This window comes from Streptomyces antioxidans (genome assembly GCF_000968685.2).
In the GTDB taxonomy this organism is placed as follows: domain Bacteria; phylum Actinomycetota; class Actinomycetes; order Streptomycetales; family Streptomycetaceae; genus Streptomyces; species Streptomyces antioxidans.
Map to the genome: position 1 here is coordinate 80,469 of NZ_LAKD02000005.1, position 23,029 is coordinate 103,497.

A 23,029-nucleotide genomic window follows, 5' to 3' on the forward strand; every position below is an offset into this window, starting at 1 on the left:
AGGGGCTCGGACGGCTCAGCCGAGCCGTACCACGGCGCGGGCCCGGCCAAGCACCTTGTGGCCGGCGCTGATCGCCGTGATGTCGAGGCGCACCGTACGGGCCTCGTCGTCCAGCTTGGCGGTGACCTTGGCGCCGATCTCGATGACCGCGCCCTTGTCGTCGTTGGGGACCACGACGGGCCGGGTGAAGCGGACGCCGTACTCGACGAGGGCGCCGGGGTCCCCGGCCCACTCGGTGACCACCCGGGCCGCCTCGGCCATGGTGTAGGCGCCGTGCGCGATGACGTCGGGGAGGCCGACCTCCTTGGCGAACTTCTCGTTCCAGTGGATCGGGTTGAAGTCGCCCGAGGCGCCCGCGTAGCGCACGAGATCGGCGCGGTTCACCCGGAACTCGCGCGTCGGCACCTCGGTGCCGACCTCCACGGCGTCATACGAGATCCTTGCCGTCATCTGCTCTCCTCCACCTGTGCGTCAGCGGCGCGGGCCACCAGCGTCGTGAACGACGTCGCTACATGATCACCCGACTCGTCGTGGACCTCACCGCGGACGGACAGGATGTCGTTGCCCGCCAGCGACTTGATCGAGTCGATGATCGAGGTGACCTTCAGACGGTCCCCCGCGCGGACCGGGCGGGTGTACTCGAACCGCTGGTCGCCGTGGACCACCCGGCTGTAGTCCAGCCCCAGCTGCGGGTCCTCGACCACCTGCTTCCCGGCCGCCTTGAAGGTGATCGTGAAGATGAACGTCGGCGGGGCGATCACATCGGGGTAGCCGAGGTCCCGGGCCGCCTCGGGGTCGGTGTAGACCGGATTGGCGTCACCGAGGGAGTCGGCGAATTCCCGGATCTTCTCCCGGCCGACCTCGTACGCGGCGGTGGGCGGGTAGGTCCGCCCCACGAAGGACTGGTCGAGCGCCATCGGCGCACACCTCCTGCGATTGAATTACCAACGAAACGAGGCCGCCCCCCGCGAGTGGGGGCGGCCTCGAATGAGAGTTTATTGCTATCGCGTCTCACGGTGCGCGGTGTGCGCGTTGCAACGCGGGCAGTGCTTCTTGATCTCAAGACGATCCGGGTCGTTGCGTCGGTTCTTCTTGGTGATGTAGTTCCGCTCCTTGCACTCCACGCAGGCCAGCGTGATCTTCGGGCGGACGTCGGTGGCAGCCACGTGAGTGCTCCTTGACGAACGGATTAGGGGATGAACGCAGAAAGAGTAGCCGATCGAAGGACCGACCCCACAATCGGCTACTGTCAGTAGCGGTGACCGGACTTGAACCGGTGACACAGCGATTATGAGCCGCTTGCTCTACCGACTGAGCTACACCGCTGTGATGCGAGCGACCCCCCGCTCGACCAGCGTAGCGGAACGGGAAGCCTCACACATCAGAGCCCCAATACGGAATCGAACCGTAGACCTTCTCCTTACCATGGAGACGCTCTGCCGACTGAGCTATTGGGGCGAGCGATGAAGACATTACACGGTCGGCCGCCGAAGGTGAAATCCGTATCGGCCCCTGGTCACCCCGGACTCACGCACCACACCAGTACGACTATTCGGCTCCTCCGCGAAGCCGCCGCCACCTCGTCCTAGGCTTCGCTTCGCACCCGCGTGATCTTGGCTGCGCACGCATCCGACGCGTGCCCGGCGCATCACCCGTCGCGTGCTCGGCGCGAATCCCAGGAGCGCGATGCCCGAGAGCCAGCAGCAGCCGCAACAGCCGCAACGGCCGCCCAGGAGCGGCGGAGCGGCCCCCGGCGAGCCCACCGCTCTGGTGCTCGGCGGCGTCCGGCTCGCCGACGGGCGCACCGTGGACGTCCGGCTCAGCGGCGGACGGATCGAGGCCGTGGGCACGGCGGGCAGCCTCCTCCCCGGTGCCCGGCTGGACCTCGGCGGCTATCTGCTGCTGCCCGCCCCCGCCGAACCCCACGCCCACTGCGACACCGCCCTTACGGCCGACATGGCGGGCCCGGTCCCGTACGCCCCCGGGGATGTCCAGCGCCGCACCGTCGAGGCCGCCCTGCTCCAACTCGGCCACGGGGCGACGGCGCTGCGCACCCATGTCCGCGTCGGCGGGGTGCACGGACTGCGCTCCCTGGACGCGGTCCTGGAGGCGGGTCGGGCGCTGCGCGGGCTCACCGAGCTGAGCGCGGTGGCGGTGCCCCGGGTGCTGACGGGGGCCGCGGGGGCGGACGGTCTGGCGATGTTGCGGGACGCGGTGGGGATGGGGGCGTCGGTCATCGGCGGCTGCCCCGACCTCGACCCGGATCCGACCGGCCACGCCGAGGCCGTCCTCGACCTCGCCGCCCGCCACGGCTGCGCCGTCGATCTGCACACGGACGGTGACGACCCGGCCCGCCTCGCCCGGTTCGCGGCGATGGCCGGGGGCCTGCGGCCGGGCGTCACCATCGGCCCCTGCGGCGGGCTGTCCCGGCTGCCCGCGGAGGCGGCGGGGAGGATCGCCGAGCGGCTGGCGGCGGCCGGGGTGACCGTCGTCTGTCTCCCCCAGGGCGACTGCGCCGGGCTGGAGCACCAGGGCATGCGGGGAGCGCCCACCCGCGTCTGCGCGCCGGTGCGGCTGCTGCGCGCCGCGGGCGTGCGGGTGGCCGCGGGCAGCGGTGCGCTGCGGGACGCGGTGAACCCCGTGGGGCGCGGCGATCCCCTGGAGGCCGCCTTTCTGCTGGCGTCCGGGGGCGAGTCGCGGCCGGAGGAGGCGTACGAGGCGGTGTGCGCACGGGCGCGGACCGCGATGGGGCTGGCCGAGGTGCGGGTGGAGGCCGGGTTCCCGGCGGAGCTGCTAGCGGTGCGCGGGGACGGGCTCGCGGGGGTGCTCTCGCTCGGGTACAGCAGGGTCGTGGTGCACCGGGGGCGGGTGGTGGCCCGGACCAGCGCGGTGCGGGAGTACTGCGACTCGGCGGCCGCGGCGGCGTTGGATCTGCCCCGGCAGACACGGCCGCAGAGCGGTGGCGAGCAACGGCCGCAGAGCGGCGGCGAGCAACAGTAGGCCGCACGGCGTACGGTCGGGATCATGCGCATTGTCATCGCTGGTGGACATGGACAGATCGCGCTGCGGCTGGAGCGGCTGCTCACCGCGCGCGGAGACGAAGTGGCGGGCATCATCCGCAAGCCGGAGCAGGCCGGCGACCTGCTGGCGTCGGGCACCGAACCGGTCGTCTGCGACCTGGAGTCGGTCTCCCTGGAGGACGTGGTCAAGCATCTGGAGGGCGCGGACGCGGCCGTCTTCGCGGCCGGAGCGGGCCCCGGCAGCGGTGCCGACCGTAAGGACACCGTCGACCACCGGTCCGCGGTGCTCTTCGCGGACGCGGCCGAACGGGCCGGGGCCCGGCGGTTCCTGATCGTCTCCACGACCGGCGCCTCCCACGAGCCGCCGCCCGACACCGACCCGGTCTTCGCCGCCTATCTGCGCGCCAAGGCCGCGGCGGACGACGACATCCGCGCCCGGGGCGGCCTCGACTGGACCGTGCTGCGCCCGGGACGGCTGACGAACGAACCGGGCACGGGCCGGGTGAAGCTGGCCGAACGCACCGGCCGCGCCGAGATCACCCGCGACGATGTGGCCGCGGTCCTGGTCGCCCTCCTGGACGAGCCCCGTACGGCGGGCCGCACGCTGGAGCTGGTCAACGGCGACACGGCGGTGGCGGACGCGGTGGGGTCGGTCGCCGAGCGGGGGTGAGGGGCCGGGTCGGCGCGGCCCGGCCCCTCAGAAGTCCACCCGCGCCGGGGCGTCGGCCCGTGCCACGGACTCCTGGGCGTACTGGCGCTCGTACGCCGTACGGACCCGTTCGATCCGCGGGTCCTGCGCCCCCGCCTCGGACTTCGGATAGAGCAGGACCACCTCGTACGAGCGCTCCCGCTCGATCGTCCCGTTCCGGTCCCGCCACTGCCCCCGGCCGTCGTGGATCGTCAGGCCCGCGGGGAAGCGCGGGGTGATCTGCCGGTCCACGAAGGCCAGGAACTGCTTCTCGGTGACGGGCGGCCCGCCGTCGGGGCGCTCGGTGCCGAAGAAGAGCCGGGTCTCGACGTACGGCGCGCCCCGGCCCGCGGCGCCGGAGCCCGCCGCGGCGGGCGGATCGTCCAGCGCGGCGTACGCGGCGACGGGGGTGGCGGCGGCGAGGGCGAAGGCCGCCCCGACGGCGGCGAGACGGACGCGCGGCTTCATGGTCGGCATCGCCCGATCGTCCCGGCCCCGCGCCCCCTCGGGAAGAGCGCCTTACGGTGCGCACCGGCGCGCGGCGCGGGACACATGCGCGCACGGCTCGGGGCGGCATCCGCGCGACGCGACGCGCACATCCCCGCGCGGCCCGGGGTGCCCGCGGAAACGGGACCTTCTCTTGTTGGTTAAGGCGATCCGCCCTAATCTGCCGCCACCGAATCTGACGACTCGTCAGATCCATGAGATCCGTCAGACCGCAGGGAACGGACAGGCCCACCACGAGGAGACCGGGGAGAGATGACGAGATGACCGGCGAGACGAACGGCACCACCGAGCTGCCCCTGGTCATCAGCGTCGATGACCATGTGATCGAGCCCGCACACCTCTTCGAGACCTGGCTCCCGGCCAAGTACCGGGACCGCGGCCCCAAGCCCCTCACGGCCGGGATCGGCGAACTGGCCTACATCGGCGGCAAGTACAAGTTCACCACCGACCCGGACGGCCAGCTGACCGACTGGTGGAGCTACGAGGGCGACCTCTTCCCCTACAAGCGGATCATCGCCGCCGTCGGCTTCTCGCGCGACGAGATGACCCTCGACGGCATCACCCGCGAGCAGATGCGCCGCGGCTGCTGGGACCCCAAGGACCGGCTCGCCGACATGGACCTCAACCACGTCGAGGCGTCACTGTGCTTCCCGACCTTCCCCCGCTTCTGCGGCCAGACCTTCGCCGAGGCGAGGGACAAGGAGGTCGGGCTGGCGTGCGTCCGCGCGTACAACGACTGGATGGTCGAGGAGTGGTGCGGCGACAGCGGCGGCCGCCTCATCCCGCTCTGCCTGATCCCCCTCTGGGACGTCGACCTCGCCGTACGGGAGGTCCGCCGCAACGCGGCCCGCGGCGTCCGCGCGGTGACCTTCAGCGAGATCCCCACCTACCTCGGGCTCCCCAGCATCCACAGCGGCTACTGGGACCCGTTCTTCGCCGAGTGCGAGGCCACGGGGACGGTCGTGTGCATGCACATCGGATCCTCCTCCCAGATGCCCGCCGCCTCCCCCGACGCCCCACCGGCCGTCCAGGCCTCGCTGAGCTTCAACAACGCCATGGCGTCGATGATGGACTTCCTCTTCAGCGGCGTCCTGGTCGCCTTCCCGCGCCTGAAGCTGGCCTACGCCGAGGGCCAGATGGGCTGGATCCCCTACGCCCTGGAGCGCGCCGACGACGTCTGGGAGGAGCACCGCGCCTGGGGCGGCGTCCGCGACCTCATCCCCGAGCCGCCGTCCACGTACTACTACCGGCAGATCTTCTGCTGCTTCTTCCGCGACAAGCACGGGGTCGCCTCGCTGGACACGGTCGGCGTGGACAACGCCACCTTCGAGACCGACTACCCCCACGTCGACTCCACCTGGCCGCACACCCGCCGCATCGCCGCCGAGCATGTGGCCGGCCTCTCCCCCGAGACCACGTACAAGATCCTCCGCGGCAACGCGATCCGGATGCTGGAGCTGGACCTCGACCGCCGCGGCTAGGCCGTGCGCGGCGGTTCCGGCGACTGGGGCGGCTCACCCGTGCGCGGCTGGTCCGAAGCGCAGTAGCGGCACTTGCGCGCCGCCTCGGGGATGTCCTCGGCGAGGCACTCCGGGCAGGTCTTGACCGGGCCGGGCTCGCCGAACGCCTCCACACCCCGGCGAGCCTGGGTGTACTTGTACGGCACGACGATCAGGAAGTAGATGACGCCCATGAAGATGAGGAAGTAGATCAGGGCGGAGATCAACGACCCGATGTTGAGGTAGGTCGAGTTGTTCCCCTGTTCGCCGAGCTGCCAGCCGAGCCCGACCGATTTGCCGCCCTGGAGCCGGGCGATGATCGGGTTGATCACGGAGTCGGTGAACGCCTTGATCAGCGTCGAGAACGCCAGCGCTGTGACCAGGCCGACGGCGACAACGATGACATCACCGCGCATGAGGAAGTTCTTGAAGCCCCTGAGCACGATCCGCCCTCTCTGTCCTGATACGGGGGAATCACCACCCTAGGAGCGGTCTTACGGAGCCCATGGCGCGCCACGACGGACGGCCGCCCGTACGGCGGCACCTGCCGCGAGGATTGACGCCCTTCGCCCGGCCTTGAATCATTCACATCACCGAGCACCGTGACCACACCGGTGCTCCGGTGCGACGTGGCCGTGAACACACCGGTCACCGGGCTCGCTCTTCCCCCCTTACGGCCGTGACCGCACCGGCCGGTCCTGTCCGCACAGGAAGGCATCGACTTTCATGAGATCTGTGAGACCCCCGACAAGAGCTGTCACACCGCGCTCCGCCCTGGTGGGCGCCCTCGCAGCGGTCGCCGTGGCCGTCGGCCCCTGGCTGACGTCTCCGGCGGGCGCCCAGGCGGCCCGCCCCGGCCCGGCCTCGGCGGGCGAGACCGTCAACGTCTATCTGACCACCACCTCCGGCTCCGACGGCCGTACCGTCGTCAAGGGCCTGGAGCAGCAGACGCCCATCAGCTTCGCGGCCGGCGGCGGGGGCGATGTCACGGTCGACGAGTCGCGGACGTACCAGGAGTTCTCGGGCGCCGGCGCATCGTTCACGGACACCGCGGCATGGCTGTTCAACAGCAGCGGCGCGCTGAGCCAGGGCACCCGCGACGAGGTGATGCGCAAGCTCTTCTCCCCCACCGACGGCATCGGCGTGAGCTTCCTGCGCAACCCGATGGGCGGCTCCGACCTCGCCCGCTTCGGCTACACCTTCGACGACGTACCGGCCGGACAGACCGACCCCGGCCTCACCAGGTTCTCGATCGACCACGACCTGGCCGACGTCCTGCCCCTGACCCAGCGGGCCCAGCAGCTCAACCCGGCCCTGAAGGTCATGGCCTCGCCATGGACCGCCCCCGCCTGGATGAAGGACAACGACCAGCTCAACCAGGGTTGGCTGGAGGCGCAGTACTACGGCACCTACGCGGACTACTTCGTGAAGTACCTCCAGGAGTACAAGAACCGCGGGGTGCCGATCGACTACGTGACCGTGCAGAACGAGCCCACCTGCTGCGGCGGCTACCCGTCGATGCAGTGGAACGGCTCCGGGCTCAACTACTTCACCAAGAGCGAACTGCTGCCCAAGCTGGCGAACGCGGGCCTGAGCACCAAGGTGCTCGCCCTCGACTGGAACTGGGACCAGTGGTCGGGCTTCGGCGCTCCCGTGGTGGACGACGCCGCCATCCGCAACCACCCGAACTTCGGCGGCATCGCCTGGCACGGCTACGGCGGCGACGTCGGCCAGCAGACCACCGTCCACAACCAGTACCCCGGCGTGGACGCCTTCGACACCGAACACTCCGGCGGCACCTGGATCGAGAACCAGCAGAAGGAGGACATGCACAACCTGATCGACTACACCCGCAACTGGGGCAAGAGCTGGATCAAGTGGAGCCTCGCGGTCGATCAGAACAAGGGCCCCCACAACGGCGGCTGCGACACCTGCACCGGGCTGGTCACCGTGCACAACGGCGACGGCCAGAGCGGCAGGGTCGACTACACCGTCGAGTACTACACGATGGGCCACCTCACGAAGTTCGTGAAGCCGGGCGCCCACCGCATCGACTCCACCGCCAGCTCCAGGGTCCCGAACGTGGCCTGGAAGAACCCCGACGGCTCCAAGGCGCTGATCGCCTACAACGACACCGGCGGCCAGGAGACGCTGAAGGTCAACTGGGGCGGCCAGTCCTTCACCTACCAGCTCCCCGCCGGGGCCTCCGCCACCTTCACCTGGACCGGCGACCAGCCGTAAGGCGGCAGTCCTGAGCACGACGGTGGTCGGCACGGCGCCGGTACGCGGCCCTGCCCACACACCAACGGCCCCCGGCCGCGTTTTCGCAGCTCGGGGGCCGTTTCTTTGGCGTGGCGGCGCCAGGATTCGAACCTGGGTAGGCTAAGCCGACGGATTTACAGTCCGCTCCCATTGGCCACTCGGGCACACCGCCTGGGATGTGGCCAGGTGCCCCGCTCTCGCGGTGCTGCTCCCTGGCAACGACGTAAACAATACCTGATGTGCGGGGGTGGTCCGCCACCCGGTTGATCGCCGCTCGATCATGGCCGAGATCGCTAGGCTGGCCGGAGCGGTCCGCTGGGCCGTGCCACTGACGGATCTACGTACGAGGAGCCAACTCACGATGGCCGACTCCAGTTTCGACATCGTCTCGAAGGTCGAGCGGCAGGAGGTCGACAACGCTCTGAACCAGGCGAGCCGCGAGATCTCCCAACGCTATGACTTCAAGAACGTCGGCGCCTCGATCGAGTGGTCGGGCGAGCGGATCGAGATGCGAGCCAACTCCGAGGAGCGGGTCAAGGCGATCCTCGACGTCTTCCAGTCCAAGCTGGTCAAGCGCGGGATCTCGCTGAAGGCGCTGGACGCGGGCGAGCCGCAGGCGTCGGGCAAGGAGTACAAGATCTTCGCCTCGCTGCAGGAGGGGATCTCGCAGGAGAACGCGAAGAAGGTCGCCAAGATCATCCGCGATGAGGGGCCCAAGGGCGTCAAGGCGCAGGTGCAGGGCGAGGAGCTGCGGGTGACGTCCAAGAGCCGGGACGATCTGCAGACCGTGATCGCCCTGATCAAGGGCAAGGACCTGGACTTCGCGGTGCAGTTCGTCAACTACCGGTAGGCGGGTGCGCCGCGTACGGCACGCCGGGGCGGCGCGCCCCGGCGTTCTGACGGATGTCGACGGTGATCTCGCGCGGATGCGTGCCGCCGTCGCCCCGCTGCTGGAGCACGACAACCGGTTCGGCGGCACGGCGGTGGCACCCGCTGCCGTACGGCTCTGGCGGGCCGGACAGCGCACGCTGGACCGGGATGGGGTTCCCGAGCGGGGGCGGGCGGGGTATCTGTCGGCGGTCGCCGAGCTCGCCGAGATCGCGGGCTGGCTGCTGTTCGACGCCGGGCGGCGGGACGCGGCGCGTACGGCGTTCCTGGAGTCCCGTCAGCTCGCCAGGCAGGCCGGGGACCGGCCCATGGAGTGGTTCGCCCTGGACATGCTGGCCATGCAGGACGTGGACGAGTCCCGTCCGGACGGGGCGCTGCGGATCGCGGATGAGCTCCTTACGAGGCCCGGGATCCCGCCGCGCGTGGCACTGATCGCGCGGGTGCGCCGGGGCAGGGCGCTCGCCCGGAGGGGAGAGCGCCGACGGGCGCTGGACGAGCTGGCCCGGGCCAGGGGCGCGCTGGAGGACTCGGTCAGCCCCCGCGATCCGGCCTGGGCCTGGTGGGTGAACGACGGCGAGATCACCGGCCATGAGGGGGAGGCCCTGCTCTCCCTCGGGGACGTCACCGGCGCGATCCCCAAGCTGCGCCGCGCGCGCGAACTGGCCTCGGGGGACGTCCCTGGCGGCAGGTTTCCGCTCTACTACGGCGTCGCCCTGCTGTCGGCGTACGCGAGCGCCCATGCGTGGCGGGAGTGCGAGGCCACGCTGCTCTCCATCGGCCCCCAGCTGGAGACGGTCACCTCCGAGCGCGCCCGCCGCAGGCTGCGGGCCACGCTGCGGGACATCAGCCGGAGACCGGACGCCCCCGCGTGGGTGTCGGACCACGTCCGGGCGGAACGCTGACCGGAGCCCGCGTCAGCGGCGGCCGAAGGGCTGGTCGGTGGGGACGATCTCATGGCCGAGGGGGGCCAGGGAGATCGGGATGAGCTTGAAGTTGGCCAGGCCCAGGGGGATGCCGATGATCGTGAGGCAGAGGGCGACGCCGGTGACGAGATGGCCGATCGCCAGCCACCAGCCCGCGAGGATGAGCCAGAGGACATTGCCGACGCAGGAGGGGGCCCCGGCGTCGTGGCGGGGGACGGCGGTGCGGCCGAAGGGCCACAGGGCGAACCCGGCGATGCGCCAGGACGCGATCGCGAAGGGGATGCCGATGATCGTGATGAAGAGGAGGGCTCCGGCGAGGACGTAGAGGATCGCCATCCAGATGCCGCAGAGGATCAGCCAGATCAGGTTCAGGAGGGTCTTCACGGCCGGCGGCCTCCTGCCATCTGTTCGAGGCGGGCGATGCGCTCCCGCATGGGCGGGTGGGTGGAGAAGAGCTTGGCCATGCCCTCACCGGCGCGGAAGGGGTTGGCGATCATCAGATGGCTGGCGGTCTCCAGCCGGGGCTCGGGCGGCAGCGGAAGCTGTTTGGTGCCCGCTTCCAGCTTACGCAGGGCGCTGGCGAGGGCCAGGGGGTCGCCGGTGAGCTGGGCGCCTGAGGCATCCGCCTCGTACTCGCGGGAACGGCTCACGGCGAGCTGGATGATGGAGGCCGCGAGCGGGCCCAGGATCATGATCAGCAGCATGCCGAGGAAGCCGGGGCCCTCGTCGTCGTCCGACCGGCCCATGGGGATCAGCCAGGCGAAGTTCACCAGGAACATGACGACGGTGGCGAGCGCGCCCGCGATCGAGGAGATCAGGATGTCCCGGTTGTAGACATGGCTGAGCTCATGGCCGATGACCCCGCGAAGCTCGCGCTCGTCCAGCAGCCGCAGGATGCCGTCGGTGCAGCACACCGCCGCGTTACGGGGGTTGCGGCCGGTGGCGAAGGCGTTGGGGGCCTCGGTCGGGGAGATGTAGAGCCGGGGCATCGGCTGGCGCGCGGCCGTGGAGAGCTCACGCACCATCCGGTACAGCCCCGGCGCCTCGAACTCGCTGACGGGGCGGGCGCGCATCGCGCGCAGCGCCAGCTTGTCACTGTTCCAGTAGGCGTACGCGTTGGTCCCGAGTGCGACGATCACCGCGATGATCAGCCCGGTACGGCCGAAGAGGCTCCCGATGACGATGATGAGCGCGGACAGACCACCGAGGAGTACGGCGGTCTTCAGCCCGTTGTGCCGGCGGTGCACGGTGTGCCCTCCCGATGTGCCGCAGGGGAACCCCTTGCCTGGTGTCTCCACCTTCCAGTGGACCCTCCTGAAAAAGTCAACGCCAGGCGAAGGGCACCAGTTCCCTTGTGCACACGGACGCGGACCCGCGGGGGCTGTGGGGATGCCTACAGCAAGGCGCTCGACGCGAACCGGAGGACGAGCTGGGGGGCGCCGGAGAGGGCGATACCGGCGGCCGCGGTGAGGGCGATGGCAACCGTAAGGGGGACGGCGCGGGGGCGGGTGACGGCCGCCCCCGCGGCGGGCACGGGCTCCGGCTCGGCGGCGGGCTCCGATGTACGGAAGAGCTCCGTCGTCCACTGGAGGTAGTAATACAGCGCCACCACCACGTTCAGCGCCATCACCACCGCGAGCCAGCCCAGCCCCGCGTCCACCGCCGCCGAGAAGACGGTCACCTTGGCGAAGAGGCCGATGACGCCCGGGGGCAGCCCGGCCAGGCACAGCAGGAAGAAGCCGAGGGCCAGGGCGGCGGCCGGGCGGGCCGCGTACAGACCGCGGTAGTCGGTGATCCGGTTGGCCGGGCTCGTGCGGGCCACCAGGGCGGCCACGGCGAAGGCGCCGAGATTCACGACCGCGTACATCAGGGCGTACGCGACGGTGGAGCCGACGGCGCGCGAGGCGTCCTGGCCGGAGTCGGCGTAACCGGCCGCGGCGATGGGGACCAGCAGATAGCCCGCCTGGGCGACGGAGGACCAGGCGAGCAGCCGTACGGCGCTGAAGGGGCGCTCCGGGCGCTGGCGCAGCGCCGCGGCGTTCCCCGCGGTCATGGTGAGGGCGGCCAGGACCGCGACGGCCGGGCCCCACACATCGGCGTACGAGGGAAAGGCGAGGACGGTCACCAGGATGAGGCCGGAGAACCCGACCGCCTTGCCGACGACGGACAGATACGCGGCGACGGGCACCGGTGCGCCGACGTAGGTGTCGGGCACCCAGAAGTGGAAGGGCACGGCGGCGGTCTTGAACGCGAAGCCGACCAGGGTGAGCACGACCCCCGCCTGGGCGAGGGTGTCCAGCCGCGGGTCGACATGAGTGAGGGCGGCGGCGATCCGGGAGAGGTGGAGGCTGCCGGTGGCGGCGTAGACGAAGCTGACGCCGAGCAGCATCACGGCGGTCGCGGTGACCGAGGAGAGGAAGAACTTCAGCGCGGCCTCGGAGGAGAGGCGGTCGCCGCGGCGCAGGCCGACGAGGGCGAAGGCCGGGAGCGAGGCCACCTCGAGGGCGATGACCAGGGTGGCCAGATCGCGGGCGGCGGGCAGCAGGGCGGCGCCGGCGGCGGAGGACAGCAGCAGGAACCAGAACTCGCCCGCGGGGAGTTTGAGATCGTCGAGGGCGCTGAAGGACAGCAGCGCGGTGACCAGCGCTCCGCCGAGCACCAGGAACTGGATGACGAGCGCGAAGGTGTCGGCCGTGTAGCTGCACGCGTGGGCGCCGGTGGTGAGGCAGAAGGTGGAGCGGTCGCCGTCCAGCAGCGGCAGCAGGGCGAGCGCGGCCAGGGCCAGCCCCGCTATCGCCCCCCAGCCCAGCAGGTGCTTTCTGCGCTCAGGCAGGAAGAGGTCCGCGACCAGGACGGCGAGACCGGCCAGGGCCGCGACGGTGGGCGGTGCGACGGCGAGCCAGTCGACGGACTGGACGAGGCTGGCGGCCAGGCTCGAGGCGTTCGGACTCATCGGGTGCCTCCCGCGAGGAGCTGCTGCACGGCCGGGTCGGTGAGGCCGAGGAGGGCCGCGGGCCACAGTCCGGCGAGGACGGTGAGGGCCACCAGGGGGCTCCAGGCGGCGAATTCATGGCCGTGGACATCGGCCAGGGCGGGCCGCTCTGCCTCGGTCCCGGTGCCGGGCGCGATCGGATGGTCGCCCATGCAGACGCGCCGTACGACGATGAGCATGTAGGCGGCGGTGAGCAGGGTGCCGAAGGCGGCGAGCGCCATATAGGCGAGATACGCCGGGCGACTGAGCCCGTCGGCGGGGTCGAAGGCGCCGAACATGGCGAGCATCTCGCCCCAGAACCCGGCGAGTCCGGGCAGCCCCAGGGAGGCCACGGCGCCGAAGGCGAGCAGCCCGCCGAGGCGCGGCGCCCTGCCGTAGAGGGCGGCGCCGCTGGTGCCCGAGAGCTGGTCCAGGTCGGTGGTGCCGTAGCGGTCCTTGAGCGCGCCGACGAGGAAGAAGAGCAGACCGGTGATCAGGCCGTGGGCGATGTTGGCGAAGAGCGCGCCGTTCACCCCGGTGGGGGTGAGGGTCGCGATGCCCAGCAGCACGAAGCCCATATGGCCGACGGAGGAGTAGGCGATCAGCCGCTTGAGGTCGCCCTTGGCGCCCGCCCGGGCGAGCGCGAGGCAGGCGAGGGATCCGTAGATGATGCCGACCACGGCGAACGCGGCGAGGTAGGGCGCGTAGGTGTGGGCCGCGTCGGGGGTCATCGGCAGCACGATGCGGACGAGGCCGTAGGTGCCCATCTTGAGCAGCACGCCCGCCAGCAGCACCGAGCCGACGGTGGGGGCGGCGGTGTGGGCGTCGGGCAGCCAGCTGTGCAGCGGCCACATCGGGGCCTTGACGGCGAGCCCGGCGATGATGGCGAGGGCCGCGATGAGCTGGGTGGTGTGGCTGAGCCCGGAGCCGTTGTCAGTGGCGAGTGCCACCATGTCGAAGGTGCCGCCCTTGAGCCCGACGAGGAGGAGGCCGAGCAGCATGACGACGGAGCCGAGCAGCGTGTAGAGGATGAACCGCCAGGCGGCACGCTCCCGTTCGGCGCCTCCCCACCGGTTGATGAGGAAGTACATCGGGATGAGGACCATCTCGAACGCCAGGAAGAACAGCATCAGGTCCAGCACCGCGAAGCTGGCCAGGGTGCCCGACTCCAGGAGGAGCAGCAGCGCCACGAAGGCTTTGGGGGACGGTCCGGAGGGCCGGTTGGCGTAGGCGTAGAGCGCGCTGAGGAAGGTCAGCAGCGCGGTCAGCACCAGCAGCGGCAGCGAGACGCCGTCCACGCCGAGGTGGATGCGGATGTCCAGGGCGGGGATCCAGCCGATGTCGGTCTGGGCCTGCATCCTGGCCGGGTGATCGTGGTCGAATCCGGCGGCCAGGGCGATGGCGGCGGCGAGCACCACGCCGGTGACGGTCACGCCGTGGCGCATGACGGCCTGGTCGGGCCCGCGGCCGCGCAGCCCGGGCGGGGCCGGGAGCAGGGCCGCGGCGGAGCCGAGCAGGGGGAGCACGACCAGGGCGGCGAGGAGAAGTTGCTGGACGGTGTGGTTCACGGGTCAGGCTCCCGCTGCGACGAGGACGGCGGCCACGGCCAGGACGAGGGAGCCCGCGAGCAGCGCGCCGAGGTAGGTCTGCACATTGCCGGTCTGGGCGCGCCGTACGGCGGCGCCGAGCAGCCGGGGCGCACCGCCCGCGCCGCGTACGTAGGTCTCGATGACCTCGCGGTCGAGGAAGTGGACGAGCCGGGCCGCGGCCCGTACGGGCCGCACGAACAGGGCGGCGTAGACGGCGTCGAGGTGGAAGCCGACGGCCGCGTGGCGGTGCAGCGGGCCCAGCAGCAGCCGCCCGGGGTCGGCGGGGTCGCTGGCGCCCGCGATGGAGCCGTAGGCCGCCTCGTGGGTGGCGATGGCCTCGGCCTCGGAGACGGCGTCGGCGGCCTCGGGGTGGGCGGCCACCGCGCCGAGCGGGACCCGGCGGGCCCGCGCCGAGCTGTGCCGCCACGCGCCGTACAGGACGAGGGCGCCGACGAGGGCCAGTCCGGTGGAGAGGACGGACGTGGTGAGGGTCGGGGTGAGGGATTCGCCGTCGAACCAGTCGGGCAGCGTGCCGTAGCCGAGGCCGAGGGCGGCCGTGGGGAGGAACAGCACCCATAGGACGGCGTTCATGGCCACTGGCTGCTTGCCGTGGTCGGGGACGGGCTCGCCACGGCCGCGGAAGGCGAGCAGCCACAGCCGGGCCGCGTATCCGGCGGTCAGGAGCGCGGTGAGCAGCCCGGCGAGGAGCACGGTCCAGCCGACGCCCGCCGGGACGGCGGAGGTGTGGCCGGTGGCGGCGTGCTCGGCCGCGCCGAGGACGGCCTCCTTGGAGAAGAAGCCCGCGAAGGGCGGGATGGCGGCGAGCGCGAGCAGCGCGACCGTCATGGTCCAGAAGGCGTCGGGGATGCGCTGGGCGAGACCGCTCATCCGGGACATGGCGGCCAGGGAGTTGCTTCCGGCGGCGTGGATCACCACGCCCGCGCCGAGGAACAGCAGTGCCTTGAACGCGCCGTGGGTGATGAGGTGGAAGACGGCGGCACCGCGGTCGTCGACGGCCAGGGCGCCCGTCATATAGCCGAGTTGGCCGACGGTCGAGTAGGCGAGGACGCGTTTGATGTCGTCCTGGGCGAGCGCGGCGAGCGCGGAGCCGACCATTGTCACGGCCGCCATGGCGGCCAGTACGGCGAGCGCGGCGGCGGAGGAGGCGAAGACGGGCAGCAGCCTGGCCACCACGTAGACACCGGCGGCGACCATGGTGGCCGCGTGGATCAGCGCGGAGACCGGGGTGGGACCGGCCATGGCGTCCGGCAGCCAGGTGTGCAGCGGGAACTGCGCGGACTTGCCCGCGACCCCGGCCAGCAGCAGCAGCGCGATCAGGGTCGGGTGGTCCAGCGGCACCCCGGCGGTCTCGGAGGTCAGCCGGGTGTGGATCTCGCTGATGCGGAACGTACCGGTGTCGCCCGCGAGCGCGAAGATGCCGATCAGGAACGGGACGTCGCCGAGCTTGGTGACCAGGAACGCCTTCAGGGACGCCGAGCGCGCGGCCGCGGTCTCCCAGTAGTGGCCCACCAGGAAGTACGAGCAGATGCCCATGATCTCCCAGCCGACGAGCAGCACGATCAGGTCGTCGGAGTAGACGACGAGGAGCATCGCGGCGGTGAAGAGGGAGACGAGCGCGGCGTAGGAGGGGTAGCGGGGGTCGTCGCGCAGATAGCCGGTCGAGTAGATCTGCACACAGCAGGCGACGACGGCGACGAGGACCGCGACCAGGGCGGCGAAGCCGTCGACCTGGAGGGCCAGGTCGACGGGGACCGAGCCGGTGTCGGCGAGCCGGGTCGCGGCGGTGAGCGGGGCCGTGCCGCCGCCCGCTCCCCCGCCCTGCCGCACGGCGACGAGCACGGCAAGCCCGGCCGCGGCGAAGGTCGGCAGCACCGCGAGGGGGCGGACGAAGCCGGGGGCGCGGCGGCCGAGGAGGAGCCCGGCGACGGCGCCGAGGAACGGCAGGAGGGGGACGAGAACGGCGGCGGTCGTGGTCGTCACGCGGTCTGCCTCCGGGCGCGTCGTGCCTGGTCGGCGGCGTTGTCAGTGGGGGGTGCCATGCTGTCGTCCATCGGGTGCTGGCCGGCTGACGGGGGGTCGGCCAGGTCCCGCAGCCGGTCGATGTCGGAGGTGCCGCGGTTGCGATACACGAGCAGGACGATGGCGAGGCCGATGCCGATTTCGGCGGCGGCGATGGCGATGGTGAAGAGGGTCAGCGCCTGGCCCGCGTGCAGGGTGTCGCGGAGCCAGACGTCGAAGGCGACGAGATTGAGATTGACGGCGTTGAGCATCAGCTCGACCGACATCAGCACCAGGATCGCGTTGCGGCGGGCGAGGGCGCCGTACAGACCGGTGGAGAAGAGGAGGACGGCGAGCACGGCGGGGTAGGCGAGGTGCATCAGCGCTTCTCCTTGCCGTGACCGGGGCTTTGGGCGTCGGGGCCTTGTGCGCCGGGGCTTTGGGCTCCGTTGCCCCGGGTGGCGTGGCCGGCGGCTCGGCCACTGTCGTGGCCGTGTCTGCGGGACAGGACGATCGCGCCCACGAGCGCGGCGAGGAGGAGCACGGACAGCGCCTCGAACGGCAGCACCCAGTGGCGGAACAGGCTCTCACCGGAGACGGCGGTGGAGCCCTGGACGCCCTTGTCCAGCTCGATCCAGGTGGTCCGGAAGGCATCCACGACCACCCACACCAGGGCGCCCGCGGCGGCCACGGCCACCGCGAGCGCGGCCGGGCGGTTGCCCGAATCGGCGTCCGGGGAGCGGCCGATGGGGGCTCTGGTGAGCATCAGCCCGAAGAGGAGGAGGACGACGACGGACCCGACGTAGATCAGCACCTGCACCCAGGCGATGAACTCGGCCGTGAGCAGGAGGTACTCCACGGCAAGGCCGCCGAGCGCCACCACCAGCCAGAGGGCGGCGTGCACCAGTTGCTTGGTGGTGACGGTGACGACGGCCGCGCCCAGGGTCGCGACGCCGACCAGCAGGAAGGCGATCTCGACTCCGGTCGGGGACAGGAACGCGTGGCCGGTGGCGGCCAAGTGGACCGCATGGCTCACGAGGCGGCTCCGTTCCCGTTCTCGTTCCTGTTCGCGTTTCCGTTCGCGTCGGTTTCGCCGGGTCCGCGCTCCGCGTGTGCCTGTGCCGCCTCTGCGGCCTGCGCGGCTTCGGCGGCCTCTGCGGCCTCTGCGGCCTCTGCGGCGGCGAGCTTGTCGGCGGTCTTACGGGCGGCGGCGAGCTCCTTGGGCTCCTCCGCGCGCGGGTCGAGCGCGGGCGGCGCGGGCACCGTCCACATCCACTCACGGAGCTTGTCCCGCTCATGGGTGAGATCGCGGATGTCCTCCTCCGCGTACTCGAACTCCGGCGACCAGAAGAGCGCGTCGAAAGGGCACACCTCGATGCAGATACCGCAGTACATGCACAGCGCGAAGTCGATCGCGAACCGGTCCAGCACATTGCGGCTGCGCTCGCGCCCGCCCGGGGCGGCCGGGGGCACGGTCTCCTTGTGCGAGTCGATATAGATGCACCAGTCCGGGCACTCGCGGGCGCACAGCATGCAGACCGTGCAGTTCTCCTCGAACAGCCCGATCACCCCGCGGGTGCGGGGCGGCAGCTCGGGCTGCGCGTCCGGATACTGCGCGGTGTGCGACTTCCGGGTCATCGTGCGCAGGGTGACGGCCAGGCCCTTGGCCAGACCGGATCCGGGGATGCCCATCAGGAGATCACCACCTTGACGACGCCGGTGAGGGCGATCTGGGCCAGTGAGAGCGGAATGAGGCAGGTCCAGGCGAACCGCTGGAGCTGGTCCTCGCGCAGCCGCGGATAGCTGACCCGCAGCCAGATCACGACGAAGGCGAGGACGGCCGTCTTCAGCAGGGTCCACAGCCAGCCGAGGCCATCGGCGGACGGACCGTGCCAGCCGCCGAGGAAGAGGACGGTGGTCAGCCCGCACAGGACGACGATGCCCGCGTACTCGGCGAGCAGGAAGAGCGCGAACCGCAGACCCGTGTACTCGGTGTACGCGCCGAAGATGATCTCGGAGTCGGCGATCGGCGCGTCGAACGGCGGGCGCTGGAGCTCGGCGAGACCTGCGGTGAAGAACACCGCCCCGCCGACGATCTGCCACGGCACCCACCACCACTCGAACGCGTCGAGGATGCCGGGCAGCGAGACCGTGCCCGCCGCCATCGCCACGGAGGCGGCGGTGAGCAGCATCGGCAGCTCGTACGCCATGAGCTGGGCGGCCGTGCGCAGGCCGCCGAGGAGGGAGAACTTGTTCGCCGAGGCCCAGCCCGCCATCAGCGAACCGAGCACCCCGACGCCCATCACGGCGAGCACGAAGAAGATGCCCGCGTCCAGGACCTGGCCGACGGCGCCCTCGGCGGGGCCGACCGGGATCGCGACGAGGACGAGGAGGTACGGCAGCAGGGCAACGGCGGGCGCGAGCTGGAAGATCCGCCGGTCGGCTCCGGCCGGTACGACGTCTTCCTTCTGCGCGAACTTCACGCCGTCCGCGACCAGCTGGGCCCATCCGTGGAAGCCGCCCGCGTACATCGGCCCCAGGCGGCCCTGCATATGGGCCATGACCTTGTGCTCGGTCTGCCCCACGACCAGGGGCAGCACGAGGAAGGCGAGCAGCAGGGCGAGCAGTCGCAGCGCGACGTCGAGGACGTCGTTCACGCGGCGCCTCCTGGCTGGTCGTCGGTGTCCTGGTCCTGGTCGGGGTCTTGGTCGGGGGTGACGTCCGGGCGGGCCGGGGCACGAGGGGCGTCCGACGCGGAATCGGGTGCGGTTCCGGATTGGGGCTCGGGTTCGGGTTTCGCACCGGGCCCGTCTCCGGCTGCCTCCGTTTCCGGTGCCCGCGGCTCACGCGGCGACTCGGCGTCCTCGTCCCGCCCGGGACGCGCATGGTGCCAAGGGGCGTCGGAGGAGCGCCGCTGCGGCGCGGGACGCCGCGGGCGGGCCGGGGCTTCGGCCGCCGACGGCTCGTCGGCACCCGCGTCCGCGTCGGCGGCTTCGGCCGCACGCTGACTCGCGGAGCCCTCACCCGCGCTACGGGAGCGCCGTACGGGGCGCTCGGCCGCCGCGGGCTGGCCCTCCGGGGCCTCCGTCTCTGCCGGGCGCTGGCTCGCGGAACCTTGGCTCGCGCTGCGCGCGCGCCGGGCAGGGGGCTGGCCCTCCGCAGCCTCCGCGGTCGCCTCCGCTCCCGGCGGGCGCTGGCTCGCCGAGCCCGCCGTCGCGCTACGGGTGCGGCGGGCGGGGCGCTCGCCCCCGGCGGCGCCCGCCGCGCGGGCGCCCCGTGCAGGGCGGGCCGGAGCAGGGGGCAGCTGGCCCTTGAGCGGACCCCATTCGTTGGGGTCGGGGACACCCGGCGGCAGCATCTGCCGCCGCTTGGGGCCGCCGTGTTCGGACTCCCCGGGCTCCTTCGCGCCGGGCCACGCCTTGACGACCCGGGCCGCCAGTACGAAGTCCTTGCGCAGCGGATGCCCCTCGAAGCCGTCGGGGAGCAGCAGCGGATCGAGGCCGGGGTGACCGGGGAAGCCGATGCCGAACATCTCGTGGGTCTCGCGTTCGTGCCAGGCCGCCCCGGCGTAGACGCCGGTGGCGGTCGGCAGCGCGGGTGCCTCGTGCGGCACGGTGGTGCGCACCAGCAGGCCGCGCACCGCGGGCCCGCCCCCGGGCCCGGCGCCAGCCGTGGCCGCAAGCGTGGCCCCGGGGACTCCCAGGGCGACAACGCGCGCGGCCACCCGGAAGCCGGTGCCCGGCTCGTCGACCGCGCTCAGCCAGTCGAAGTAGGTGCAGCCGAGGGTGTCGCGGGCCGTCTCCAGCGCCGCGAGCCAGGAGTCGGCGGGGACGTCGACGGTGAGCAGGCCGTACGCCTCCGCCGCCGTGGCGCCCTCGCCGAACAGCTCGGCGGCGGAACGCGGCAGCCACCCCACGGGCGGCGCCGCCTCAGCCTGGACCTCCGCCTCGGAGCCCACGACCTCCCCCGCCCCGCGCGACGCGGCCCCGGTCGACTCGGTCCCGGTCGGCCTCGCGGCTTCCTTCGGCCCTGCCGACTCGCGTGGGGTGGGCCTCGGCTCGTTGGTTTCGTTGTGGTCGGTCATCGCGTGTCTTCCCGGGCCGGGGGCGTGACCAGGCCGCTGCGCAGGGCGGCGGGCGACGGACGGCCCGCGGCCGTGGACGCGGCGCCGGGGCCGGAATGGCCGTAGCGCTCGCCCAGCGACTCGCGTGCGATCTTCTCCTGGAGCTTGAGGATGCCCTGGAGCAGGGCCTCGGGCCGGGGTGGGCAGCCGGGGACGTAGACGTCGACGGGGATGATCTGGTCGACGCCCTTGGTCACGGCGTACGAGTCCCAGTAGGGGCCGCCGCAGTTGGAGCAGGCCCCGAAGGAGATCACGTACTTCGGCTCCGGCATCTGCTCGTACAGCCGCTTCACCGCGGGTGCCATCTTGTCCGTGACCGTGCCGGAGACGACCATCAGGTCGGCCTGGCGCGGTCCCGGCGCGAAGGGGATCACGCCGAGCCGGATGAAGTCATGGCGGGCCATCGACGCCGCGATGAATTCGATCGCGCAGCAGGCGAGCCCGAAGTTGAAGACCCACAGGCTGTAGCGGCGGCCCCAGTTCAGGACCACCTTCATCGGCTCGGGGGCCAGCCGGGCCAGCGGGCCGAGACGGCGCGGCTCCGGCAGGTCCACCGGCGCGGGCGCGGGGACCGGCGGCCCGGAGGCCGTCGTCGGTGTCGGCGTCGGGTTGGGTGTCACGTCCACTCCAGGACGCCCTTCTTCCATGCGTACAGCAGACCTACGGCGAGGAACCCGAGGAAGATGAACATCTCCACCAGCGTGGCGGCCCCGAAGCCGGGCGCCGCGAAGACCGTCGCCCACGGGAACAAGAAGATCGAGTCCACGGCGAAAATCACATACAGAAAAGCGTAGACGTAGTAGCGGACCTGGGTGTGGGCCCAGCCCTCGCCCACGGGGTCCACTCCGCACTCGTACGTCAGCAGCTTCTCGGGCGTGGGCACGACAGGCCGCAGCAGCCGCCCGGCCCCGAAGGCCACGGCGACGAAGATCACGCCGATCGCCGCCAGCAGTCCGACCACCGCATAGCCGTGGAAGTAGTCGGCCGCGAGCTGGACGCTGGTGACGCTGGTGGTGCGTACGGTCGTCGCCTCCGGCACGTCCGCCCCTCGCTCCCTGGTCTCGTGGTCCTTGTCCGCTCCTCGTCGACCTCAGCGTGTTCGACGATCCGTACGGACGGGAAGTCTAGGCCCTGCCGCCACCCGGCCGGACGGCCCGTCCGCCATGCGGTGGGGGTAGCCCCATGGCGGAGCCCCCGCGGGGCCGGGCAGTCTTGCTGTCATGACCTCCAGCTCCCCCGTCGACCGGCACGTCGACCGGCCTGTGGGCCGGTCCGCGGACCCGCTCGCGGACCGGCCCGCGGACCGGCTCGTCGACGGCCCCGACGGCCCCGACCGCGGCGATCACGGCGATCACGGCGGCCGCGGCGCCCGCGCCGCGCGGCTGCCGCGCCCGCCCGCGTTCGCCTTCCCCACCCAGACCTGGAAGGAGATCGCGCATCTCCTGGCCAATCTGCCGGTGGGCATCGCGTGCTTCGTCTTCACCCTGGTCTGGCTGAGCGTGGGCCTGGGACTGGCCGTCACGGTGGTGGGCCTGCCCCTGCTGGCCCTGGGGCTGCGGTTCAGCCGACTGCTCGGCCGGTTCGAGCGCAAGCGCGCCAGGGCGCTGCTCTCGGTGCACATCGACGAGCCCAGCCCCCTGCCCTACCAGCCGGGCAGCGGCTTCCTCGGCAGGCTGTGGACGGGTCTGCGGGACCCGGTCGGCTGGCGGGCCACGCTGTACGCCCTGATCCGGCTGCCGTGGTCGGTGGTCACCTTCGCGATCACCCTGACCTCGCTGTTCGCCGCCTGGCCGGTACTGCCGTGGATCGCCCGGGGGCTGACCCATGTGGACCGGGCGATGGTGCGCGGGCTGCTGTTCCCCTCCGACGAGCTGGAGCGGCGGATCGCCGAGCTGGAGTCGGACCGGGGCACGGTGGTGGACACCGCCGCCGCCGACCTGCGCCGGATCGAACGCGACCTCCACGACGGCGCCCAGGCCCGGCTGGTCGCCCTCGCCATGGGGCTCGGTCTGGCCAAGGAGAAGCTGGAGGAGGACCCGGAGGCCGCCGCCAAGATGGTCGACGAGGCCCACGGCGAGGTGAAGCTCGCCCTCCAGGAACTGCGCGACCTCGCCCGCGGCATCCACCCCGCCATCCTCACCGACCGCGGCCTCGGTCCCGCCCTCTCCGCCCTCGCCGCCCGCTGCACCGTGCCCGTGAGGGTCGAGGCCGAGCTGTCCGAACGCCCTGCGCCCGCCATCGAGGGCATCGCCTACTTCACCGTCTCCGAACTGCTGCAGAACATCAGCAAGCACAGCGGCGCCCGCACCGCCGAGGTCGACGTCTGGCGCGCCGAGGACCGGCTGCTGATCCAGGTGCGGGACGACGGGCACGGCGGGGCGTCCACCGACGGGGGCACGGGGCTCGCGGGCCTGGCCGAGCGGCTGGGCTCGGTGGACGGGCTGTTCGTGGTGGACTCGCCGTCCGGCGGGCCGACCACCGTGACCGCCGAGCTGCCCTGGCACCCGGCCCCATCCCCGAGGTAGGGCTAGCCCCCCGGT

The 23,029-nt window shown here is 71.9% G+C and carries 24 protein-coding genes and 3 tRNA genes; 7 read left to right on the forward strand and 20 right to left on the reverse strand.

Annotation, left to right across the window (positions count from 1 at the left end):
* Positions 1-15: 15 nt before the first annotated feature.
* From VT50_RS04280 to VT50_RS04300, 5 genes are all read right to left on the reverse strand, one after another.
* Positions 16-450 carry a MaoC family dehydratase gene (locus VT50_RS04280; protein ID WP_046086829.1) on the reverse strand — a complete coding sequence of 145 codons (435 nt, stop codon included), beginning with the start codon at positions 448-450 and terminating at the stop codon, positions 16-18.
* Entirely contained in the window at positions 447-917 is a 471-nt protein-coding gene (locus VT50_RS04285) for a MaoC family dehydratase N-terminal domain-containing protein (protein ID WP_046086828.1), read from the reverse strand. Before VT50_RS04285 ends, VT50_RS04280 begins: the two co-directional genes overlap by 4 nt.
* Positions 918-1,001: 84 nt before the next feature.
* Positions 1,002-1,166, reverse strand: a complete 165-nt coding sequence (gene rpmG, locus VT50_RS04290; protein ID WP_009715907.1) for a 50S ribosomal protein L33 — start codon at positions 1,164-1,166, stop codon at positions 1,002-1,004.
* Between the two features lie 87 nt (positions 1,167-1,253).
* Positions 1,254-1,326, reverse strand: a tRNA-Met gene (locus tag VT50_RS04295).
* Positions 1,327-1,385: 59 nt separating this feature from the next.
* Positions 1,386-1,458: transfer RNA gene (locus VT50_RS04300), tRNA-Thr, on the reverse strand.
* A 228-nt stretch (positions 1,459-1,686) separates the two neighbouring features.
* Here VT50_RS04300 and VT50_RS04305 point away from each other — a divergent pair.
* Both VT50_RS04305 and VT50_RS04310 read left to right on the forward strand, forming a co-directional pair.
* Positions 1,687-3,000, forward strand: coding sequence for an amidohydrolase family protein (locus VT50_RS04305; protein WP_046086827.1), 1,314 nt, complete (start codon positions 1,687-1,689; stop codon positions 2,998-3,000).
* A 24-nt stretch (positions 3,001-3,024) separates the two neighbouring features.
* A complete protein-coding gene (locus VT50_RS04310; RefSeq protein WP_046086826.1) occupies positions 3,025-3,690 on the forward strand; it encodes an NAD(P)H-binding protein in 666 nt (221 codons plus the stop codon).
* A gap of 27 nt (positions 3,691-3,717) precedes the next feature.
* Here VT50_RS04310 and VT50_RS04315 read toward each other — a convergent pair whose 3' ends face one another.
* The gene (locus tag VT50_RS04315) at positions 3,718-4,185 is read right to left on the reverse strand and encodes a DUF3574 domain-containing protein (protein WP_046086825.1); all 468 of its coding nucleotides are present in this window, start codon (positions 4,183-4,185) and stop codon (positions 3,718-3,720) included.
* 290 nt (positions 4,186-4,475) lie between these two features.
* Here VT50_RS04315 and VT50_RS04320 point away from each other — a divergent pair, with 290 nt between their 5' ends.
* Positions 4,476-5,696: an amidohydrolase family protein gene (locus tag VT50_RS04320; protein WP_046086824.1), complete on the forward strand. Its 1,221-nt coding sequence runs from the start codon at positions 4,476-4,478 to the stop codon at positions 5,694-5,696.
* Here VT50_RS04320 and VT50_RS04325 read toward each other — a convergent pair.
* Positions 5,693-6,157 carry an MscL family protein gene (locus tag VT50_RS04325; protein WP_046086823.1) on the reverse strand — a complete coding sequence of 155 codons (465 nt, stop codon included), beginning with the start codon at positions 6,155-6,157 and terminating at the stop codon, positions 5,693-5,695. The two genes, VT50_RS04320 and VT50_RS04325, sit on opposite strands and share 4 nt — an antisense overlap.
* 283 nt (positions 6,158-6,440) lie before the next feature.
* Between VT50_RS04325 and VT50_RS04330 the strand changes: the two genes are divergently transcribed.
* Positions 6,441-7,955, forward strand: coding sequence for a glycoside hydrolase family 30 protein (locus VT50_RS04330; protein ID WP_053048599.1), 1,515 nt, complete (start codon positions 6,441-6,443; stop codon positions 7,953-7,955).
* A gap of 111 nt (positions 7,956-8,066) precedes the next feature.
* Here VT50_RS04330 and VT50_RS04335 read toward each other — a convergent pair.
* A tRNA-Tyr gene (locus VT50_RS04335) sits at positions 8,067-8,148 on the reverse strand.
* Positions 8,149-8,337: 189 nt separating this feature from the next.
* On the opposite strand from VT50_RS04335, the gene VT50_RS04340 reads away from it, so the two are divergent.
* Positions 8,338-8,826: a YajQ family cyclic di-GMP-binding protein gene (locus VT50_RS04340; RefSeq protein ID WP_046086822.1), complete on the forward strand. Its 489-nt coding sequence runs from the start codon at positions 8,338-8,340 to the stop codon at positions 8,824-8,826.
* A 4-nt stretch (positions 8,827-8,830) separates the two neighbouring features.
* On the forward strand, positions 8,831-9,766 hold the full coding sequence (locus tag VT50_RS04345; protein ID WP_053048598.1) for an NsdA family TPR-like regulatory protein: 936 nt from the start codon (positions 8,831-8,833) through the stop codon (positions 9,764-9,766).
* A 12-nt stretch (positions 9,767-9,778) separates the two neighbouring features.
* On the opposite strand, the gene VT50_RS04350 is transcribed toward VT50_RS04345, so the two are convergent.
* The 12 genes from VT50_RS04350 to VT50_RS04405 form a co-directional block, all read right to left on the reverse strand.
* Positions 9,779-10,171, reverse strand: coding sequence for a YccF domain-containing protein (locus VT50_RS04350; protein WP_046086821.1), 393 nt, complete (start codon positions 10,169-10,171; stop codon positions 9,779-9,781).
* Positions 10,168-11,034: a zinc metalloprotease HtpX gene (gene htpX / locus VT50_RS04355; protein WP_046086820.1), complete on the reverse strand. Its 867-nt coding sequence runs from the start codon at positions 11,032-11,034 to the stop codon at positions 10,168-10,170. Before htpX ends, VT50_RS04350 begins: the two co-directional genes overlap by 4 nt.
* 146 nt (positions 11,035-11,180) lie before the next feature.
* A complete protein-coding gene (locus tag VT50_RS04360; RefSeq protein ID WP_046086819.1) occupies positions 11,181-12,740 on the reverse strand; it encodes an NADH-quinone oxidoreductase subunit N in 1,560 nt (519 codons plus the stop codon).
* The gene (locus VT50_RS04365; protein WP_046086818.1) at positions 12,737-14,326 is read right to left on the reverse strand and encodes a complex I subunit 4 family protein; all 1,590 of its coding nucleotides are present in this window, start codon (positions 14,324-14,326) and stop codon (positions 12,737-12,739) included. The genes VT50_RS04360 and VT50_RS04365 overlap by 4 nt, the downstream gene beginning before the upstream one ends.
* Before the next feature lie 3 nt (positions 14,327-14,329).
* Positions 14,330-16,348: an NADH-quinone oxidoreductase subunit 5 family protein gene (locus VT50_RS04370; RefSeq protein WP_046086817.1), complete on the reverse strand. Its 2,019-nt coding sequence runs from the start codon at positions 16,346-16,348 to the stop codon at positions 14,330-14,332.
* Complete coding sequence (gene nuoK / locus VT50_RS04375; RefSeq protein WP_046086816.1) at positions 16,345-16,746, reverse strand: NADH-quinone oxidoreductase subunit NuoK; 402 nt, start codon at positions 16,744-16,746, stop codon at positions 16,345-16,347. Before nuoK ends, VT50_RS04370 begins: the two co-directional genes overlap by 4 nt.
* On the reverse strand, positions 16,746-17,402 hold the full coding sequence (locus tag VT50_RS04380) for an NADH-quinone oxidoreductase subunit J family protein (protein ID WP_046086815.1): 657 nt from the start codon (positions 17,400-17,402) through the stop codon (positions 16,746-16,748). The genes nuoK and VT50_RS04380 overlap by 1 nt, the downstream gene beginning before the upstream one ends.
* Positions 17,399-18,058, reverse strand: a complete 660-nt coding sequence (locus VT50_RS04385; RefSeq protein WP_046086814.1) for a NuoI/complex I 23 kDa subunit family protein — start codon at positions 18,056-18,058, stop codon at positions 17,399-17,401. Before VT50_RS04385 ends, VT50_RS04380 begins: the two co-directional genes overlap by 4 nt.
* Positions 18,058-19,023, reverse strand: coding sequence for a complex I subunit 1/NuoH family protein (locus VT50_RS04390; protein ID WP_046086813.1), 966 nt, complete (start codon positions 19,021-19,023; stop codon positions 18,058-18,060). The genes VT50_RS04385 and VT50_RS04390 overlap by 1 nt, the downstream gene beginning before the upstream one ends.
* The gene (locus VT50_RS04395) at positions 19,020-20,450 is read right to left on the reverse strand and encodes an NADH-quinone oxidoreductase subunit C (RefSeq protein ID WP_079343767.1); all 1,431 of its coding nucleotides are present in this window, start codon (positions 20,448-20,450) and stop codon (positions 19,020-19,022) included. The genes VT50_RS04390 and VT50_RS04395 overlap by 4 nt, the downstream gene beginning before the upstream one ends.
* A complete protein-coding gene (locus tag VT50_RS04400; protein ID WP_046085954.1) occupies positions 20,447-21,115 on the reverse strand; it encodes an NADH-quinone oxidoreductase subunit B in 669 nt (222 codons plus the stop codon). The genes VT50_RS04395 and VT50_RS04400 overlap by 4 nt, the downstream gene beginning before the upstream one ends.
* Entirely contained in the window at positions 21,106-21,528 is a 423-nt protein-coding gene (locus tag VT50_RS04405) for an NADH-quinone oxidoreductase subunit A (RefSeq protein WP_037963650.1), read from the reverse strand. Before VT50_RS04405 ends, VT50_RS04400 begins: the two co-directional genes overlap by 10 nt.
* 181 nt (positions 21,529-21,709) lie before the next feature.
* On the opposite strand from VT50_RS04405, the gene VT50_RS04410 reads away from it, so the two are divergent.
* Positions 21,710-23,014, forward strand: a complete 1,305-nt coding sequence (locus VT50_RS04410) for a sensor histidine kinase (RefSeq protein WP_240529034.1) — start codon at positions 21,710-21,712, stop codon at positions 23,012-23,014.
* Positions 23,015-23,029 lie beyond the last annotated feature (15 nt).